The organism is Tessaracoccus sp. MC1756 (assembly GCF_014164735.1).
In the GTDB taxonomy this organism is placed as follows: domain Bacteria; phylum Actinomycetota; class Actinomycetes; order Propionibacteriales; family Propionibacteriaceae; genus Arachnia.
The window spans coordinates 118,250-134,458 of record NZ_JACJFZ010000003.1 but is presented as its reverse complement, the minus strand read 5'-3'; the positions used below and the strand labels follow the sequence as shown (position 1 = coordinate 134,458).

Sequence of the window (16,209 nt, the reverse complement as noted above, 5' to 3'; positions counted from 1 at the left end):
GCCCAACCTAGCGGGGCCGCCTAAGCTGTACCGGTGGCACAGCTTCCTGACGGCGACCAGGCTCCGGCCGACGGTTCGCTCCCCGAATCCGCATTGGCATCCACCGCGCCCCTGTCGCTGTACATCCACGTGCCTTTCTGCCGCACCCGCTGCGGCTACTGCGACTTCAACACCTACACCGCCAGCGAGCTGGGCGACCTGTCACCGGACACCTACCTGGGCGCCGCGCACGCCGAACTCGCCCTGGCAGAGCGCATCCTGGGCGATTCCCGGCCCGTCCAGACCGTCTTCTTCGGTGGCGGCACCCCCACCATGCTGCCCGCCGAGGCGCTGACCGGCCTGCTCCGCGCCATCGACGACAGGTTCGGCCTCGCGCCGGACGCCGAGGTGACCACCGAGGCCAACCCCGACACGCTCAGCCCCGCCTACCTGGAGACCCTCCGCGCGGGCGGCTTCACCCGCCTCTCGCTCGGCTTCCAGTCCGTGGTTCCCCACGTGCTGCGGGTGCTGGAGCGCACACACACCCCCCGTCGGGGCCTGGACGCCGCCCACTGGGCCCGCGACGCGGGCTTCGACCACATCTCGCTGGACCTCATCTACGGCACCCCGGGCGAGTCCATGGACGACTGGCGCGCCAGCCTCGACGCGGTGACCGCCACCCCCGTGGACCACGTCAGCGCCTACTCGCTGATCGTCGAGGAGGGCACCCGCCTGGCGATGCAGGTGCGCCGCGGCGACATCCCGATGCCCGATGACGACGACTTGGCGGACAAGTACCTGGTGGCCGACGAGACCCTCACCGCGCTGGGCCTGGCCAACTATGAGGTGAGCAACTGGGCGCGCCCAGGCGGCGAGTGTCGCCACAACCTCGCCTACTGGCGGGGCGCAGACTGGTGGGGCATCGGCCCCGGCGCCCATTCCCACGTCGGGGGAGTCCGGTTCTGGAACCGCAAGCACCCGCGCAGCTACGCCGCGTCGTTGACGGCGGGGGAGTCGCCTGCGCTGGCCCGTGAGCTGCTCACCGACGAGGACCGCCGCGTCGAGCGGGTCCTCCTCGAACTGCGGCTGGCCGGGGGGCTGCCCCTAGAGGTGCTGCGGCCCACCGAACTGGCACGCGTCCCTGCCGTCGTGGCCGCACATCTGGCGACTGACGACGGTGCCAGGCTACGGTTGACCCAGGCGGGCCGCCTCCTGGCCGATGGTGTGATCCGCGACCTACTGGACTGAGGCTGTCAAGGAGGACGCCATGACCTTTCCCATCATCAGGCGCCGCACGGTGCTGGGCGCCTTGGGTGCCGTCACGGTGGCAGGCGTCGTCGGCTGTGGCGGGGACGAGCCGGCCGCGGGCAGCCTGGAGGAGGTCGTCTACCAGCTCTCCTGGACCCACTCCGTGCAGTTCGGCGGGACGTACCTCGCCCGCGAACGCGGCCTGTTCGAGGCCGAGGGGCTCAACGTGCAGCTCGCCGCGGGTGGGCCCAACGTTGCGGGCGATGCCAACACCGTCAGCGGCGGCAGCCTCGTCAACATCTCCGCTGCCGACGGCGTGGCGAGATCCAATGCCGAGGGCGCGGACCTCGTGATCGTCGGTGCCCAGTACCAGAAGTTCCCGGGCACCATCCTTTCCCTGGCGGCAGCCCCGTTGAAGCGGCCGGAGGACCTCGTCGGTGCACGGATCGGCGTTGCCGGAGCCGATACCCCGGGGCTGAACTCCTTCCTCGCCACCAACGGGCTCACCCCTGACCAGGTCGAGTTCGTGCCCAGCCAGTACGATCCCGCTGTGCTGACGGCCAACCAGGTCGACGGGCTCTTCTGCTTCTACAACGACCTCCCCGTCGCCCTCGCGGTACAGGGGGTGGAGGGCTACTCGATGTTGCTGGCCGACTTCGGCTACAACCCCATGAGCCAGACCTATACCGTGCTGCGCTCCACCCTGGACGATCCCGAGAAGCGCGACCAGATCCTTCGCCTGCTCCGGGCCGACTTCCAGGGTTGGCAGTTGTACCGCGAAGACCCGCAGGCCGCGGCCGAGCTCACCGTCGAGACCTACCCCGATGCCGGCCTGGACCTGGAGACCCAGCGCAAGCAGGCGGAGGTCCAACTCGACATCATGTTCTCCGAGGCCACGGACGAATCCGGCTTCGGCTGGTTCTCGGACGAGCAGGTCACCGACAACCTCGCCCTTTTCGAGAGCCTCGGCATCGAGGGGACCACCGTAGAGCTTTGGGACCGTTCCCTGCTCGAGGAGATCTACGAGGACGGGCCCACGGCGTGAGCGTAGAACCCGCACTGGCGGCACCGCAGGTGACCTGCCGGGCGGTGAGCAAGACGTTCCACACCGCGCGCGGCGAACTGGTGGCCCTCGGCGGCACCGACCTCACGCTCGCCGCCGGCACCGTCACCGCTCTGGTCGGCCCCTCCGGCTGCGGGAAGTCCACCCTGCTGCGCATCCTCGGCGGCCTGGAGCAGCCTGACCCGGGCGGTGCGGTGCTGGTGGGGGAGGAAGCACCCCAGCAGATCCGCCGGCGGGGTGAGCTCGCCATCGCCTTCCAGGACGCGTCCCTCCTGCCCTGGCGCACGGCAGCGGGCAACGTCGCGCTCGCCCGGAAGCTCGCCCGTCAACCCGCAGACCCCGAGCGCGTGCTGGCGCTGCTGCGGATGGTGGGGCTCGAAGGGTTCGAGCACTCCCGGCCCGCGCAGCTGTCAGGCGGCATGCGTCAGCGCGCCGCCATCGCCAGGTGTCTCATCACCGAGCCGCGGCTCCTCCTCCTGGACGAGCCGTTCGGCGCCGTCGACGAGCTCACGCGTCGCCGGCTCAACATCGAACTGCCGCCGCTGTGGTCGGACACCGGCACCACCACGCTGCTCGTGACGCACTCCGTCACGGAGGCAGTGCTGCTGGCGGACCGTGTCCTCGTCATGTCACCGCGCCCCGGCTCCATCGTCGCCGACCTCACCGTCGACCTCGCCCGGCCCCGAACTGCGGAACAGCTGCGCTCTGACCGCTTCCGCGAACTCGTGGAGGAGATCGGCTCCCTGCTGTCGGTCGACGGAGAGGCCTGAGGCCGTGGCGGACCGAGGCCGGCGGGCGGCCCTTGCCCGTCGGGTGCTGATCTGGGTGGCCGTGGTGGCCGCGTGGGAGGTACTCGCGCGGACCCTGTTGGCCGGCCGGCACCTCCTGGGCGCCCCGTCGGGCATCGTCAGCAAGTTGGTGGCCAACGCCGGCGTCTACGGCCGCGGCCTGCTCTACACCTCGGGAGAGGCTCTGTGGGGCTACCTCCTCGGCAACGGTGCCGCTGTGCTGCTGGCGCTGCTCGTGGTGCTGCTCCCATGGTCCGAGCGGCTCGTGCTGCGACTGGCGCTGGTGGTCTACTGCCTCCCGTTGGTGGCACTGGGTCCGCTGCTGCGCCTCGTGTTCGGGTTGAACGACGGCCCCCAGATCACGTTGGCGGCCCTGGCCGTCTACTACCTGACGCTGGTGCCGTTGCTGGTCGGGCTCCGCGCCCTGCCGAGCGCCTGGCTCGACCTGACCGCCACCTACGGCCGCGGCCGATGGGTGACGCTGGTCACCGTGCGCGCCCGGGCCGCGCTGCCGTACCTCATGGCGGGGCTGCAGACATCGGTGCCGGCGGCGTTCCTGGGTGCCCTCGTGGGCGAGTTCACGGGGGCCGAACGCGGTGTCGGCGTCCTGTCCACCCTGGCCCTGCGCAGCCTCGACACCGACGGCCTCTGGGCCCTGATGCTGCTCGCCACCGCCGTGTCCCTACTGGGGTACCAGGCCGTGGCGGCCCTGGCCCGGCGGATCGCCCCGGAGACGCCGCCCGTACTGCTCGCGCCGTCGAACGTGAGCCCCCGTCCCGGCTGGCGCCGGGCGCTGGCCTCGACCGGGGGAGCCCTGGTCGCGGCGGTGCTCGTCATCGGCGGGTGGGCCGCCGGGTTCGCCGCCGCGGGGCTCAATCCGTACTTCGCGAAGCGACCCTGGCACGTGTGGGAGTGGCTCGTCGCCGGCCCCGAGGCCCCAGCCAACCGGGCCGGGCTGCTCCACGCGGTGGCGGAGACGGCCACCGTCGCGGTGCCCGGCTACTTCGCCGGACTCGGCGTGGGGGTAGTGTTGGCCGGGGTCTTCTCGCTGTCGGACCGCACCCGCGAGGCGCTGACCCCCGTCGCCGTGGCATTGCGGTGCGTGCCCATCATCGCCATCGCTCCCCTGCTGGTGGCAGCGCTCGGACGCGGCGCCTTCGGCACCGCAGTGGTGGTGGCCATCATGACCTTCTTCCCGACGATGGTCGCGTGCCTCTACGGCCTCAGCCAGCTGCCGGGCCAGGTGGCCGATGTCTTCGCCACGTTCGACAGTTCCCCGGGCCGTACCCTGTGGCTCGGCCGCCTCCCAGCCATGGCGCCCGCCTTCTTCGCCGCGGCCCGGATCGCCGCCCCCACAGCGCTGTTGGCCGCGACGGTGGCGGAGTGGCTCGCCACGGGCTCGGGGCTCGGCAACAGGATGGCGGTGGACGCGGCCACCAGCCAGTACACGTCGCTGTGGGCCACCGTCGTGGTGGTGACCGTGCTCGCCCTGCTCGCCTACACCCTGGTCGAGTTCGTCGAATCGCGGGTGCTCGCGCGCGTCGCGCCAGAGCAGCTGCGCTGGTAGTTCACCCGCGCAGCGCGGCGGCCACGGTCGCCACGGTGTCGGACCACGTCTGGATTCCGGCGCGGCGGACCAGCGCCTCCGCACTCCAACGCCGGCGCAGGTCGGCGTTGGTGAGCCAGGAGCGCAGTTCAGCGGCCAGGCCGACGCTGTCGCCGGGGGAGAACTGCGCTCCGCTCGTCTGGGCCTCGACTGCTCCCGTGCCGCCGCTCACGACCGAGGGGATCCCGCGGGCGGCCGCCTCCGCGACGACCATGCCGTACATCTCGGCCCGTGAGGTGTGGATCAGCAGATCGGTGCCGGTCCACACGGCCTCGAGCGCAGGGCCGGTGCGTGCTCCGGTGACGGAGACGCGCCCAGCCAGGCCTAGTTCGGCGATCCGCGCGACGACCAACCGCGTGAAGGTGGGGTCCACATCGTCTGGACCCACAAGGCGCGCCGTCCATCCCAGGTCCGGCAGGTGGGCCAGCGACTCGATGAACGTCATCGGGTCCTTGCCCGGAGTGAGCCTCGACAGCCACAGCAACGACGGCGTTGCGGCCGACGACCCGGGCCACGGCCCCGTCACCACCCCGGGCCGCGCCACGACGGCGTCGTCGCGCCCATAGCGCGCCGCCACCTCGGCCGCGGCCCATGCGCTGGGGACCACCAACCGGCTGGCCGCCCGGACCGCCAGCGCCTCGGACGCGCCCAGGTTGGCGCGGTCCTCCTGCGACAGGGACGGGTCGTCGGCGGGGAAGTAATGCATCAGCAGCGTCACCCGACGGCCCTCCACGGCGTCGATGATCGCCTCGGGAGCCGCCGAACCGACGATGTTGTCGATCAACCACTCGTCGCCCGTGGCGAGCAACTGGGGGAGGGCCCGCCGCTCGCTGTCGGTGGGCAGTGGCCAGGCGCCCTTCACCGCTCTGACCCGGAGGTCGACCCCGGCGGCCGGGAGACCGGCGATGAGCTCGTCGTCGTAGCGGTTGCCGCCGCTGGGTTGGGGGCTGCGCCAGTGCGCGAAAGAGATTGTGGCCACGGTGCCTCCTCCTTGGGCGTCTTCTGCATCATAAGCAGCCACTCCGACACGGCGCCGCCGCTAGGCTCGGGCGATGAGCGTCCCCACCGCCGCACGGCTGGGCCGCTGGGTGACTGAGCTGAGGCTTACCCCGGCGGACCGGATCACGCTGGGCAGGGCGGTGCTCGGCGGCGTCTGCGCGGTGCTGGTGGTGCTCGGCTACCTCGGTCACCTGCCGGGGCGGAGCTGGGCGCTGTTCCTCGTGGCGCTCCCGACGGCGTTGCTGGATGCCGTGGACGGCGCCGTGGCGCGCCGCACCAACACTGTGACCGAGCGGGGCGCCCGCTGGGACGTCGCGGTCGATTCGGCGGTGCTCCTCATACTCAGCCTTGCGCTGGTGCCGCTGGCCCCCTGGATCCTGCTGATGGGCGCGGCGCGCTATCTGTTCCTGTTGGGCGGCAGGTTCCGGCCGCAATGGCTCCTCCCGTTGCCGTTCCGTCAGTCTCGTCGGCTCATCGGTGGCCTGCAGGCCCTCGTCACCGTCACGGCTCTCGCGCCGGTCGTTCCCATCACGGTGGTGCAGTGGAGCACCGGCCTGAGCGTCGCGCTCGTGGCCTACTCCTTCGCCCGGGACATCCGCCTCCAGGAACAGCGCCGCGCGTCCTGATCCATCGGCAGCCCCGCGGGCGACACCAATCGGAAAACTCCTTGCGCGGCCTCCTGTCTGTGCTACTGTATTAAGTACCTAATACAGTGAGACATCGGGAGGTGAGATGGAGTTCGACGCAAGCAGCCCTATCTGGCTTCAGTTGGTCGACGAGTTCATCCGTCGCATCGTCACCGGCCAGTGGGAAGCGGGGGCCAGGATCTCCGGGGTCCGCGACCTGGCTGGCGAGCTGAAGGTGAACCCCAACACCGTCCAACGCGCCCTCGCCGAACTCGAGCGGCAGGGCATGACCAGGTCCGAGAGGACCACCGGCCGTTTCGTCACCGACGATCCGGCCGTCATCGAGCAGGCCCGCCTCGGTCTCGCGGCGGGCGCGGCAGATGACTTCGCGCGGCGGGCCCAGGGGCTCGGCATGAGCCTCACCGCCGCCCGCGACCTACTGGGCCGACGCTGGTCGGCCCCCGCAGAAGGAGCCCAAGAATGACAGCACCGGCGATCCAGATCGCCCACGTGACCAAGAAGTACGGCGCGTTCCCTGCCCTCAACGACCTGAACCTCTCGCTCGAGGGCGGCCAGATCGTCGGGCTGCTCGGGGAGAACGGCTCTGGCAAGACCACCCTGTTGAAGGTGTTGGCCGGGGCACTGACGCAGTACGACGGCGAGGTCCGTGTGCACGGCACCCCCATCGGGCCGGACACCAAGGCGATGGTCAGCTTCCTGCCCGACGCGAGCTTCCTGGCAGACAACGACACCATCGACGGCTGCGTGGGCATGTTCAAGGACTTCTTCGCTGATTTCAGCGAGGCCAAGTGCCGCGACCTGCTCAAGTTCTTCCAGTTGGACACCCACCGCAAACTCAACACGCTCTCCAAGGGCATGCGGGAGAAGGTCCAGGTGGCCCTGGCCATGTCGCGCGACGCGAAGGTCTTCCTCCTGGACGAACCCATCTCCGGCGTCGACCCTGCGGCACGGGAAGTCCTGCTCTCCGCCATCGTCCGGGATCTCCCGGAGGATGCGCTGGTCCTCATCTCCACCCACCTCATCCACGATCTCGAGCCCGTCCTCGATTCCTTCGCGTTCATGCGTTACGGGCAGATCCTGCTCAGCGGTTCGGTCGACGACCTGCGGGCCGAGCGCAACATGTCCATTGACCAGCTATTCCGGGAGGTCTACCGATGGTCGGCAAACTGATCAAGCACGAGATCCGGCGTACCCTGCGCTGGTACCTCATCATCGTCGGGGGAGCGGTGCTCGTCGTCGGTCTGGCGACGCTGGCCGCCGTCTTCCTCCCGGCCCCGGTCAACACCCTGTTCGCCGTCCTCACCGTCATCGGCGCGTTCGCCGTGCCCACAGCGGTGCCCGTGTGGCTCGGGTTCGACTTCTACCGCTCGTCCTATTCGAAGACGGGGTACCTCACGCGGGCCATCCCGGTGAAGGGTTCGACGATCTTCTGGGTGAAGCTGCTCTACGCCTACGCGCTGAGCGTATTCGCCCTGGTGGTCGCCGCCGGACTCGGTTACCTGGCCGCAGTGTCCTTCGCTGTGGTGGGCGGCGGATCGGTGGGGGACGTCAACGACGCCATCGCCGGCGCCCTCGACTCGATGGGGCGGATGCTCCCGGGCTGGGTGATCGCACTGCTGATCGTCTTCATCCTCGTCTGGCCCTTCGTCTGGCTCGCGTCGTACTACTTCGCGGCGGCCGTCGGCAGCGAAGCCTGGAGCAGCAAGATGGGGATCGGCGGCCCCATCCTGGTGTGGTTCCTCTTCTACATCGCAGGCCAGGTCACCGCCGTCCTCGGGGCCTTCCTCCCGTTGCAGTTGGTGTTCGACGAAGCGGGGACGGTGGGCTTCCAGGCCCGCCTTGTCAACATCTTCACGATCGAGGAGCAGAGCGTTGTGCCCGTGGGCATGTTCCTGACGATGCTGGTGCTCTCGGCAGTGGCGATTGTCTGGGCGTCGGTGTCGTTCGACAAGAAGGTGGAGTTGCGCTGATAGCGTCGTCCACCGTGGACAGATACGCGCGAGACGTCTTGGCCCCGGGCTGGCAGACGGCCCATCTGACCCACACACGAGCCGGGGCCGACTAACTCGACCTGGTGGTCGTGTTCGACGACTTCTGCGGCGCCGTGGTCGGCTGGGAGAACGGCCTCGTGGTGCTGGAGGACCGGCACGGCAAGCGGCGCTCCGCCCCGTTCGGGCCCGGCTTCTTGCTGGAGGGCGAGCCCGTCGCGCTCCGGGCTCCGCTGCGGGGCGGGCCGGTCAAGCCGAAGTACACGGCCTCCGGTTCCCGCACGAGCCAGGAGCCCGTCAAGGCCAAGGTCGCCCTGCCAAGCCGCATCTACGTCGAGGGACGCCACGACGCGGAACTCATCGAGAAGGTGTGGGGCGAGGACCTCCGGCACGTGGGCGTCGTCGTCGAATACCTCGGCGGTATCGACGACCTGCCCCGCATCGTGCAGGACTTCGGGCCCGAACCGGGTCGTCGGCTGGGCGTGCTGGTCGACCACCTGGTGCCCGGGTCGAAGGAGTCGCGGATCGCGGCCGAGGTCTACCGCGCCGGCCACCGCGACGTCGTGCTCATCGAGGGGCACGAGTTCATCGACATCTGGCAGGCGGTCCGCCCGGCCCGCATCGGCCGCAAAGCCTGGCCGGTGGTGCCCCGCGACGTCGACTTCAAACTCGGCACCCTCAAGGCGCTCAACCTGCCGCACGCCGATCAGGCCGACATCGCGCGCGGTTGGCAGGCCATCCTGGCCCGGGTCAGCAGCTGGCGCGACCTCGAGTCGCAGCTGAACACCAAGGTGGAGACCCTCATCGATTTCGTCACGCAGGACCACCTCGACGCCTGACCCCCGGCAGACCACTAAGGTAAGCGGCATGGACACCGAAGGCATTCTGGGCCTGCTCAAGGAGACCGCTGCGGAGATCATCACCCCGCGGTTCAGGCTGTTGGCCGACACCGACGTCAACGAGAAGAAGCCCGGAGACCTGGTCACCGTCGCGGACCACGAATCCGAGGTGTACCTCACCCGGCGGCTGAAAGAGGCCTTCCCGAATGCCGTCGTCGTGGGGGAGGAGGCCGTCTTCGCGGACCCGTCGCTCCTCAAGGGGCTGGGTAACGCGGACCACGCCTTCATCATCGACCCCATCGACGGCACCCGGAACTTCGTGCACGGCCGCGCCGAACACGGCGTCATCCTCGCCGAGGTCCGCGGCGGCGTCACCACCCGTGGCTGGATCTGGCAGCCCCAGACCGGCCGCGCCTATGTCGCCGAGCGTGGGGCCGGGGTACGGCTCAACGGCGACGCAATCGAACGCCGGCGTCATGACCGCCCGCCACTGGGCGCCTCGTCCAAGCGCAAGCTCCGCGGCTTCGACGCCGACGGCAGGCTGAGCCCCGTGGTGCGCAGCCACTTCGCGTGCTGCTTCGACTACCCGGCCGTGCTCGACGGCACGTTCGACTTCATGTTCTACTCGAGCCTCCACCCGTGGGACCACCTCGCGGGGTCGTTGATGGTGGTGGAGAACGGCGGCATCAGCCGCACGATCGACGGCATGGATTACAGCCTCACTTCACGCTCGCGCGGCGGCCTGCTGGTCGCCGGCGACACGCTCAGCTGGATGGTGGCCCAGCAGAACTGGCCCATTATCTGAGGCTCGCTCAGATCAGGGGCAGGTGTCGCTTCGGCACGACGCCCTTGGCCCTCAGCTCGGCATAGGCCTTCGGCAGGGCCACGGCGAGCGTTTCGGCGGTGAAGGGCCACTCCGTGGCCGCCGCAGCGTCCTCCAACTTCGTGCCCTGGTGGATCAGCATCTCGGTCTGGCCGTAGAGCATGCCGATCTCGGCGCGCTGGATGAACGCGTAGTCGCGGTCGACAACAGCGCCATGGCCGGGCACGAACCGCGTCGTGGCGTTGGCGGCGCCCAGGACACCGTCGAGCACGGTGGGCCAGTTGCTCAGCGAACCGCGGTCGTCGATCTGAGGGTCCGAGCCCTCCTCCAGGAGGTCGCCCGCGAAGACGACGTTCTCGCCGGGCAGGAAGACCAGCACGTCGTTGTCGGTGTGGCCCTCCCCGAAGTGCAGCGCCTCCACCCGCAGGTTGCCGAGATCCACCGCCAGCGCCATCGAGAACGTGCGGGAGACCGGGACCGCCGTGAGTTTCTCGTGCGCGATCGAGGTGACCTCGTTCCCCATGCCAGCCAGGCCGTTGACATGGTCGTGGTGATCGTGGGTCAGCAGGACGTGCGTCACGGGAACGCCGGCCAGCGCGGTGGCCGAGGCCAGGATCTCCGCACCCTGCTCGGGCGAGTTGCCGGTGTCGATCAGCATCGCCCCGGTCTCGCCGACGATCAGCCCGACGTTGACCCGGTGGGGTTCCACGGTGGTCATGAAGACGCGGTCGGTCACGGGGGTCCAGTCGAGTGTCATGATGCCCATCGTAGGGGCGGTACACTGGCACTCGGTAAACGAGAGTGCCAATGAGTAGGCTGCACCAAGTGTGGAGGTGACGTGATAGACGACCGCAAGTTCGACGACCGCAAGCTCGAAGTCCTGAAGGCCATCGTGACCGACTACGTGGCCAGTCGTGAGCCGGTCGGCTCGAAGGCCCTCGTGGAGCGGCACAAGCTCGACGTCTCGGCAGCCACCGTCCGCAACGACATGGCGGCGTTGGAGGAGGAGGGCTACATCACACAGCCCCACACCAGCGCCGGCCGGATCCCCACAGACAAGGGTTACCGGCTCTTCGTCGACAAACTCGCGCGCATCAAGCCGTTGTCGGGGGCGGAACGCACCGCCATCACCACGTTCATGAACGGCACCGTCGACGTCGACGACCTCGTGATGCGCACCGTCCGCCTCCTGGCCCAACTCACCCGGCAGGTCGCCATCGTGCAGTACCCCGTGGCGCAGCACGACGTCATCCGGCACATCGAACTGGTCTCTCTGACCGCCGAACGTCTGATGGTGATCGTCGTGCAGTCCTCGGGGCGTGTCGACCAGAGCGTCATCGATGCTCCGGCGCTGGATGAGGCGCGTCTGCACGGGCTGCGGCAGAAGTTGGCCTCCGCGACGGTGGGCCGGGCCGCTGCGGATGCCGCCGACGCCCTGGTGCGGGTGCTCGACACCATCGCACCGGAGGACCGGGCGTTCTCTGCCCCGGTCGTCGCGACGGTGCTGGAAACCATCGCTGCCGAACCCGCTTCGCAGGTGGTGGTGGCCGGCGTCCCGAACCTGGCCGGCGCCGCCTTCGAGACCAACATGCGCCCCCTGTTGGAGGCCCTCGAGGAGCAGGTCGTCCTCATGCGTCTCCTCGGTGAGGCGGGCGGCGATGACGTCACCGTTCGCATCGGCCAGGAGAACACCGCCCAGGGGTTCCAGTCGACATCACTGGTGGCCTCCGGATACGGTGCCGATTTCCGGGCGAGCCTCGGCGTCGTCGGACCCACCCGGATGGACTACCCGTCCACCATCGCCGCGGTGCGCGCCGTGGCTCGTTACGTGAGCAGATTCCTCAACGAAGGCTGAACGCAAGAAATATGAGCAAGGATTACTACGCCATCCTCGGTGTCGAACGCGACGCAACCCCTGAAGGCATCAAGAAGGCCTACCGCCGTCGTGCCATGAAGGTCCACCCCGACGTCGCCCACGAGGACGCCGAGGCCGCTGAGAAGTTCAAGGAACTCAGCGAGGCCTACGAGGTGCTGAGCGACCCGAACAAGCGGGCGGTCTTCGACCGAGGCGGTGACCCCATGGCGGGTGCGGCCGGGGCGGGCTTCTCGGGGTTCGGCGGCGGGTTCGCCGGGGGCTTCGACTTCACCAACCTCGTCGACGCCATGTTCGGCCAGGCCGGCAGCCGCGGGCCGCGTTCCCGCGTGCGGCAGGGTCAGGACGCGCTGGTGCGCGTCTCCCTGGAGCTGCACGAGGCAGTGTTCGGAGTGACCAAGCCGGTGAAGGTCGCCACCGCCGTCGTCTGCCCGAAGTGCACCGGCTCCGGCGGCGAGCCCGGCTCTGAGCCGGTGACCTGCTCCACCTGCAACGGCAACGGCGACATCACCCAGATCCAGCGCAGCTTCCTCGGGGATATCCGCACCTCGCAGGCGTGCCCGACGTGCCGTGGCTACGGCACGATCATCCCGCGCCCCTGCGGTGAGTGCTCCGGTGAGGGCCGCGTGCGTACCACCCGCACCCTCCAGGTGAAGATCCCCGCCGGTGTCTCCACGGGCATCCGCATCCACCTCGAGGGCCAGGGCGAGGTCGGCCCGGGCGGTGGCCCCGCCGGCGATCTCTACGTCGAGCTGGCCGTCAACAGCCACGAGAGCTTCCGCCGCGACGGCGACAACCTCGAGATGGTCGTCAAGCTCCCCATGACCGCCGCTGCACTGGGCACCACCGTCGCCGTCACCACGCTCGAGGCGGAGTGGGACAAGTCCGACGTCGAGGATCGCACGGTCTCGCTCGAGGTGCCGTCCGGCACGCAGTCCGGCACCAGGATCGCGCTGAAGGGCCGAGGCGTGCCGCGACTGCGGGGCGGTGGCCGGGGAGACCTGGGCGTGACCCTGCTGGTGCAGACCCCCACCAAGCTCGATGACCACCAGCGCGAACTGATGCGCCAGCTCGCCGAAGCCCGCGACGAGCTCCGTGCGGAGGCGGTCACCGCCAAGCCCGGCAAAGCGGGTGTCTTCGGCAAGCTGAGCGAGTGGTTCTCGTGACAGATCCCCTCTTCCTCGCCGCCTTCGACGACACCGTCCGGCCCGGTCAGCGCGTCGTCGTCACCGGCGATGAGGCCCACCACGCCGTCAGCGTGAAGCGGATCCTGACAGGGGAGAGCGTGATCCTCGCCAACGGCGAAGGACTCGGATTGCGGGGCACGGTCATCGACGCCGCGAAGCGTGAGCTCACGGTCGAGGTGACCGAAGTCTTCGACGACGAGCCTCCCGCCCTGCGGTGGGGCGTCGTCCAGGCGCTGGCCAAGGGGGACCGCAGCGACCTCGCGGTCCAGATGGCCACCGAGCTGGGCACCCGGCGCATCCTGGCGTGGCAGGCGTCGCGGTCCATCGTGCGGTGGCAGGGCGACCGGGGAACCAAGGCGCTCGAGCGGTGTCGGGCGACGGCGCGCGAGGCAGCCAAGCAGTCGCGCCGCTTCGCCGTGCCGGTGGTCGAGGCGGCCTCCACCGCACAGGTCGTCGAGGCGATCCGCCAGGCGGACCTGGCCCTCGTGTTGCACGAGGACGCCGAGTTGCACATCGCCCAGGTCGAACTTCCTGACGATGGCATCTGCCTCGTCATCGTCGGTCCGGAGGGCGGCATCTCACCAGAGGAGCTGGACGCCTTCGTCGGCGCCGGTGCGCAGGCGGTGCTGATCAGCGACGGGGTGCTGCGCACCTCGACCGCCGCTGCGGTCGCGCTGGGCCAGCTCGACGTGCTGGCGCGCCGATGAGTTGCTTCTCGTTCGACGTCACCCACCGCCTGGAGGGTGCCCCGGGGAGGGCGGGCGTCATTCACACTCCGCACGGCCCCATCGAGACCCCGGCCTTCATCGCCGTCGGTACCAAGGCCACGGTGAAGGCGGTCCTCCCAGAGTCCGTCGCCGCCACCGGTGCGCAGGCCGTGCTGGCCAACGCCTACCACCTGTACCTCCAGCCGGGCTCCGACATCGTCGACGAGGCCGGTGGCCTCGGCAGGTTCATGAACTGGCCGGGGCCGATCTTCACGGATTCCGGCGGGTTCCAGGTGATGAGCCTGGGCGCCGGCTTCAAGAAGGTGCTGGCCATGGACACCAAGGGAATGGTCGACGACGACGTCATCGCCGAGGGCAAGGAGCGCCGCGCCCACGTCGACGACGACGGCGTGACGTTCAAGTCGCACCTCAACGGCACCATGCACCGGTTCACCCCGGAGACCTCGATGCGCATTCAGCACGAGTTGGGCGCCGACATCATGTTCGCCTTCGACGAGTTGACCACGTTGATGAACACCCGCGGCTACCAGGAGGATTCCGTGCAGCGCACGCACGCCTGGGCGGTGCGCTGCCTGGCGGAACACGCGCGGCTGACCAGGGAGCGCGCCGACAAGCCTTATCAGGCGCTGTTCGGCGTCATCCAGGGCGCCCAGTACGAGGACCTCCGGCGTCGGGCCGCCCAGGGCCTGGCAGCCCTGGAGATCGACGGCCACAGCTTCGACGGCTTCGGCCTGGGTGGGGCGCTCGAGAAGGAGAACCTGGGGCAGATCATCGGCTGGATGGTCGAGGAACTCCCGGAAGGCAAGCCCCGCCACCTGCTGGGCATTTCCGAGCCGGACGACCTCTTCGCCGCCGTCGAGATGGGGGCCGACACGTTCGACTGCGTCAACCCGTCACGCGTGGCCCGCAACGCGGCCATCTACACCGCTGACGGGCGCTACAACGTCAATACCGCGGCCCACCGTCGCTCCTTCATCCCCCTGGAGGACGGCTGCGACTGCTACACCTGCACGCATTACACCCGGGCCTACCTCCACCACCTGTTCAAGGCCAAGGAGATGCTGGCCTCGACGCTGGCCACCATCCACAACGAACGGTTCACCGTGCGGTTGGTCGACACGATGCGCCAGACGTTGAAGGACGGCTCGTTCCACGCCTTCCGCGACGAGTTCCTGGGCAGGTTCTACAGCGGCCGTCGACACCGTCGGAACGGTCATGCGACGTTGCCGTAGGAGGGTTCGTGGCGCTTCACGAGCTTGATCACCTGGTACGTCACCGGTAGGAACACCACCTCGACCAGCACCTTGTAGACGTAGCCCACCAGGATGTAGTTCAACAGGGTGCCGCCCGTGATGATGCCGGCGAAGGCCACGGTGCAGAAGATGATGGTGTCTGCCGCCTCGCCCACCACAGTGGAGCCCAGGAGCCTGGCCCACAGGCCCCCCTCGCGGGTGCGCTGCTTGAGCTTCACCAGCACCCAGGCGTTGAGCAACTGCCCGGCGAGGTAGCCCAGGGCCGAGGCCAACACGATCCTCGGCACGAAGCCCAGCACCGCCTCGAACGCCGCCTGGTTGCCCCAGTCCGCGGCCGGGGGAGCGGCGCCGACGACCAGGAAGGTCAGCGACGCCAGGATGGAGACGGAGAAGCCGATCAAGATCGCCCGCTTGGCCCCCCGCATGCCGTAGACCTCGGCCAGCACGTCGCCGATCACGTACGTGAGGGGAAACAGGAACGCGCCCCCGTCGGTGATGATCGGCAGGATGGGGAAGCCGAAGACCTCCACGTCCGGGCCGAACTGGATGAGCTTGACCGCGGACACGTTGGAGATCAGCAGAAGCGCACAGAACAGGGCCACGACGATGTCGTAGACGCCGCGCTGAGGGGTCGCAAACTTTGCACTCATCCTCTGTTCCTCAAGGCTGGTCGGCACCCGGGAACTATATATCGCCCGCGCGTTTGTGCCCGCTACCCGCCCGCTGGTGGCAAACTCAGTACATGGACGACATCACCGAGACGGTTCCTGAAGAATCAGTGCAGCTGGACCAACTCCAGCCGGACGACTCCTTGATCTATCGCGGGGTCGACGACGTTCTGGATGAGGGTTACATCACGCCTGACGACTGGTCGCCCGCCATGGGCTTCGGCAACACCGCCGAAGAGATGCGGCAGGGCGAGACCATCGACATGCGGGTGAAGCAGGAGTTGCCGGACAGGACGCCGGAGCAGGACGCGCACTGGAACCCCACCGACGAGCCGCGCGAAGTGGGCGGCGAACGCGCCGGCCGGCTGATGCGGGTCCAGGGGCCCGGCGGCAGCGAGACGCTCGGTGTCGACGTCGGCTTCAGCGGAGGTGCCGCCAGCGCCGAAGAGGCTGCGATGCACATCATCTCCGACGACGACGAGGATGACGCATCCTTGGACGTAGACTGATGCATCGGCGC

Annotated in this window: 17 protein-coding genes and 1 pseudogene; 15 read left to right on the top strand and 3 right to left on the bottom strand. The window is 69.2% G+C overall.

All coding sequences use genetic code 11. From position 1 onward, the window contains the following. The first annotated feature begins 33 nt into the window (after positions 1–33). From hemW to H5393_RS09740, 4 genes are read left to right on the top strand one after another with little or no spacing between them, the layout of a single operon-like run. Positions 34–1,227 (top strand): radical SAM family heme chaperone HemW, encoded by a 1,194-nt coding sequence (hemW, locus tag H5393_RS09755; protein ID WP_182766494.1) that lies wholly within the window; start codon positions 34–36, stop codon positions 1,225–1,227. Positions 1,228–1,246: 19 nt separating this feature from the next. Then, positions 1,247–2,272, top strand: coding sequence for an ABC transporter substrate-binding protein (locus H5393_RS09750; protein ID WP_182766493.1), 1,026 nt, complete (start codon positions 1,247–1,249; stop codon positions 2,270–2,272). Then, the gene (locus tag H5393_RS09745) at positions 2,269–3,060 is read left to right on the top strand and encodes an ABC transporter ATP-binding protein (protein ID WP_182766492.1); all 792 of its coding nucleotides are present in this window, start codon (positions 2,269–2,271) and stop codon (positions 3,058–3,060) included. Before H5393_RS09750 ends, H5393_RS09745 begins: the two co-directional genes overlap by 4 nt. A gap of 4 nt (positions 3,061–3,064) precedes the next feature. Then, positions 3,065–4,645 carry an ABC transporter permease subunit gene (locus tag H5393_RS09740; RefSeq protein ID WP_182766491.1) on the top strand — a complete coding sequence of 527 codons (1,581 nt, stop codon included), beginning with the start codon at positions 3,065–3,067 and terminating at the stop codon, positions 4,643–4,645. A 1-nt stretch (position 4,646) separates the two neighbouring features. Here the strand turns inward: H5393_RS09740 and H5393_RS09735 are convergent, their stop codons facing one another. Then, the gene (locus tag H5393_RS09735; protein WP_220488326.1) at positions 4,647–5,663 is read right to left on the bottom strand and encodes a glycosyltransferase family 4 protein; all 1,017 of its coding nucleotides are present in this window, start codon (positions 5,661–5,663) and stop codon (positions 4,647–4,649) included. 73 nt (positions 5,664–5,736) lie between these two features. On the opposite strand from H5393_RS09735, the gene H5393_RS09730 reads away from it, so the two are divergent. The 6 genes and pseudogenes from H5393_RS09730 (at position 5,737) to H5393_RS09705 (ending at position 9,962) form a co-directional block, all read left to right on the top strand. Further along, positions 5,737–6,309 carry a CDP-alcohol phosphatidyltransferase family protein gene (locus H5393_RS09730; RefSeq protein WP_182766490.1) on the top strand — a complete coding sequence of 191 codons (573 nt, stop codon included), beginning with the start codon at positions 5,737–5,739 and terminating at the stop codon, positions 6,307–6,309. Between the two features lie 106 nt (positions 6,310–6,415). Then, positions 6,416–6,793: a GntR family transcriptional regulator gene (locus tag H5393_RS09725; RefSeq protein WP_182766489.1), complete on the top strand. Its 378-nt coding sequence runs from the start codon at positions 6,416–6,418 to the stop codon at positions 6,791–6,793. Beyond that, positions 6,790–7,500: an ABC transporter ATP-binding protein gene (locus H5393_RS09720; protein WP_182766488.1), complete on the top strand. Its 711-nt coding sequence runs from the start codon at positions 6,790–6,792 to the stop codon at positions 7,498–7,500. Before H5393_RS09725 ends, H5393_RS09720 begins: the two co-directional genes overlap by 4 nt. Beyond that, positions 7,485–8,300 carry a hypothetical protein gene (locus H5393_RS09715; RefSeq protein ID WP_182766487.1) on the top strand — a complete coding sequence of 272 codons (816 nt, stop codon included), beginning with the start codon at positions 7,485–7,487 and terminating at the stop codon, positions 8,298–8,300. Before H5393_RS09720 ends, H5393_RS09715 begins: the two co-directional genes overlap by 16 nt. Further along, a pseudogene (locus tag H5393_RS09710) lies at positions 8,300–9,157 on the top strand (DUF3097 family protein). The gene H5393_RS09715 and the pseudogene H5393_RS09710 overlap by 1 nt, the downstream one beginning before the upstream one ends. A 28-nt stretch (positions 9,158–9,185) precedes the next feature. Further along, on the top strand, positions 9,186–9,962 hold the full coding sequence (locus H5393_RS09705; protein WP_182766486.1) for an inositol monophosphatase: 777 nt from the start codon (positions 9,186–9,188) through the stop codon (positions 9,960–9,962). 7 nt (positions 9,963–9,969) lie between these two features. Here H5393_RS09705 and H5393_RS09700 read toward each other — a convergent pair whose 3' ends face one another. Continuing rightward, entirely contained in the window at positions 9,970–10,737 is a 768-nt protein-coding gene (locus tag H5393_RS09700) for an MBL fold metallo-hydrolase (protein ID WP_182766485.1), read from the bottom strand. An 84-nt stretch (positions 10,738–10,821) separates the two neighbouring features. On the opposite strand from H5393_RS09700, the gene hrcA reads away from it, so the two are divergent. Genes hrcA through tgt form a run of 4 tightly spaced genes read left to right on the top strand, consistent with a single transcriptional unit; the run spans position 10,822 to position 15,000 of the window. Then, positions 10,822–11,835: a heat-inducible transcriptional repressor HrcA gene (gene hrcA, locus H5393_RS09695; RefSeq protein ID WP_182766619.1), complete on the top strand. Its 1,014-nt coding sequence runs from the start codon at positions 10,822–10,824 to the stop codon at positions 11,833–11,835. An 11-nt stretch (positions 11,836–11,846) separates the two neighbouring features. Next, positions 11,847–13,019: a molecular chaperone DnaJ gene (gene dnaJ, locus H5393_RS09690; protein ID WP_182766484.1), complete on the top strand. Its 1,173-nt coding sequence runs from the start codon at positions 11,847–11,849 to the stop codon at positions 13,017–13,019. Continuing rightward, on the top strand, positions 13,016–13,747 hold the full coding sequence (locus tag H5393_RS09685; protein ID WP_182766483.1) for a 16S rRNA (uracil(1498)-N(3))-methyltransferase: 732 nt from the start codon (positions 13,016–13,018) through the stop codon (positions 13,745–13,747). Before dnaJ ends, H5393_RS09685 begins: the two co-directional genes overlap by 4 nt. Beyond that, positions 13,744–15,000, top strand: coding sequence for a tRNA guanosine(34) transglycosylase Tgt (tgt, locus tag H5393_RS09680; RefSeq protein ID WP_182766482.1), 1,257 nt, complete (start codon positions 13,744–13,746; stop codon positions 14,998–15,000). The genes H5393_RS09685 and tgt overlap by 4 nt, the downstream gene beginning before the upstream one ends. Here the strand turns inward: tgt and H5393_RS09675 are convergent. Continuing rightward, positions 14,982–15,671 carry a queuosine precursor transporter gene (locus H5393_RS09675; protein ID WP_182766481.1) on the bottom strand — a complete coding sequence of 230 codons (690 nt, stop codon included), beginning with the start codon at positions 15,669–15,671 and terminating at the stop codon, positions 14,982–14,984. The genes tgt and H5393_RS09675 overlap by 19 nt on opposite strands. 92 nt (positions 15,672–15,763) lie before the next feature. Here H5393_RS09675 and H5393_RS09670 point away from each other — a divergent pair, with 92 nt between their 5' ends. Beyond that, complete coding sequence (locus tag H5393_RS09670) at positions 15,764–16,198, top strand: DUF5709 domain-containing protein (RefSeq protein ID WP_182766480.1); 435 nt, start codon at positions 15,764–15,766, stop codon at positions 16,196–16,198. The last annotated feature ends 11 nt before the right edge of the window (positions 16,199–16,209 follow it).

What these genes read in the sequence shown, in the direction of transcription:
- H5393_RS09750 (WP_182766493.1), top strand. Translation starts at nt 1,247, where the DNA reads ATGACCTTTCCCATCATCAGGCGCCGCACGGTGCTGGGCGCCTTGGGT.
- H5393_RS09730 (WP_182766490.1), top strand. Translation starts at nt 5,737, where the DNA reads ATGAGCGTCCCCACCGCCGCACGGCTGGGCCGCTGGGTGACTGAGCTG.
- H5393_RS09725 (WP_182766489.1), top strand. Translation starts at nt 6,416, where the DNA reads ATGGAGTTCGACGCAAGCAGCCCTATCTGGCTTCAGTTGGTCGACGAG.
- H5393_RS09720 (WP_182766488.1), top strand. Translation starts at nt 6,790, where the DNA reads ATGACAGCACCGGCGATCCAGATCGCCCACGTGACCAAGAAGTACGGC.
- H5393_RS09715 (WP_182766487.1), top strand. Translation starts at nt 7,485, where the DNA reads ATGGTCGGCAAACTGATCAAGCACGAGATCCGGCGTACCCTGCGCTGG.
- H5393_RS09705 (WP_182766486.1), top strand. Translation starts at nt 9,186, where the DNA reads ATGGACACCGAAGGCATTCTGGGCCTGCTCAAGGAGACCGCTGCGGAG.
- H5393_RS09700 (WP_182766485.1), bottom strand. Translation starts at nt 10,737, where the DNA reads ATGACACTCGACTGGACCCCCGTGACCGACCGCGTCTTCATGACCACC.
- dnaJ (WP_182766484.1), top strand. Translation starts at nt 11,847, where the DNA reads ATGAGCAAGGATTACTACGCCATCCTCGGTGTCGAACGCGACGCAACC.
- tgt (WP_182766482.1), top strand. Translation starts at nt 13,744, where the DNA reads ATGAGTTGCTTCTCGTTCGACGTCACCCACCGCCTGGAGGGTGCCCCG.
- H5393_RS09675 (WP_182766481.1), bottom strand. Translation starts at nt 15,671, where the DNA reads ATGAGTGCAAAGTTTGCGACCCCTCAGCGCGGCGTCTACGACATCGTC.
- H5393_RS09670 (WP_182766480.1), top strand. Translation starts at nt 15,764, where the DNA reads ATGGACGACATCACCGAGACGGTTCCTGAAGAATCAGTGCAGCTGGAC.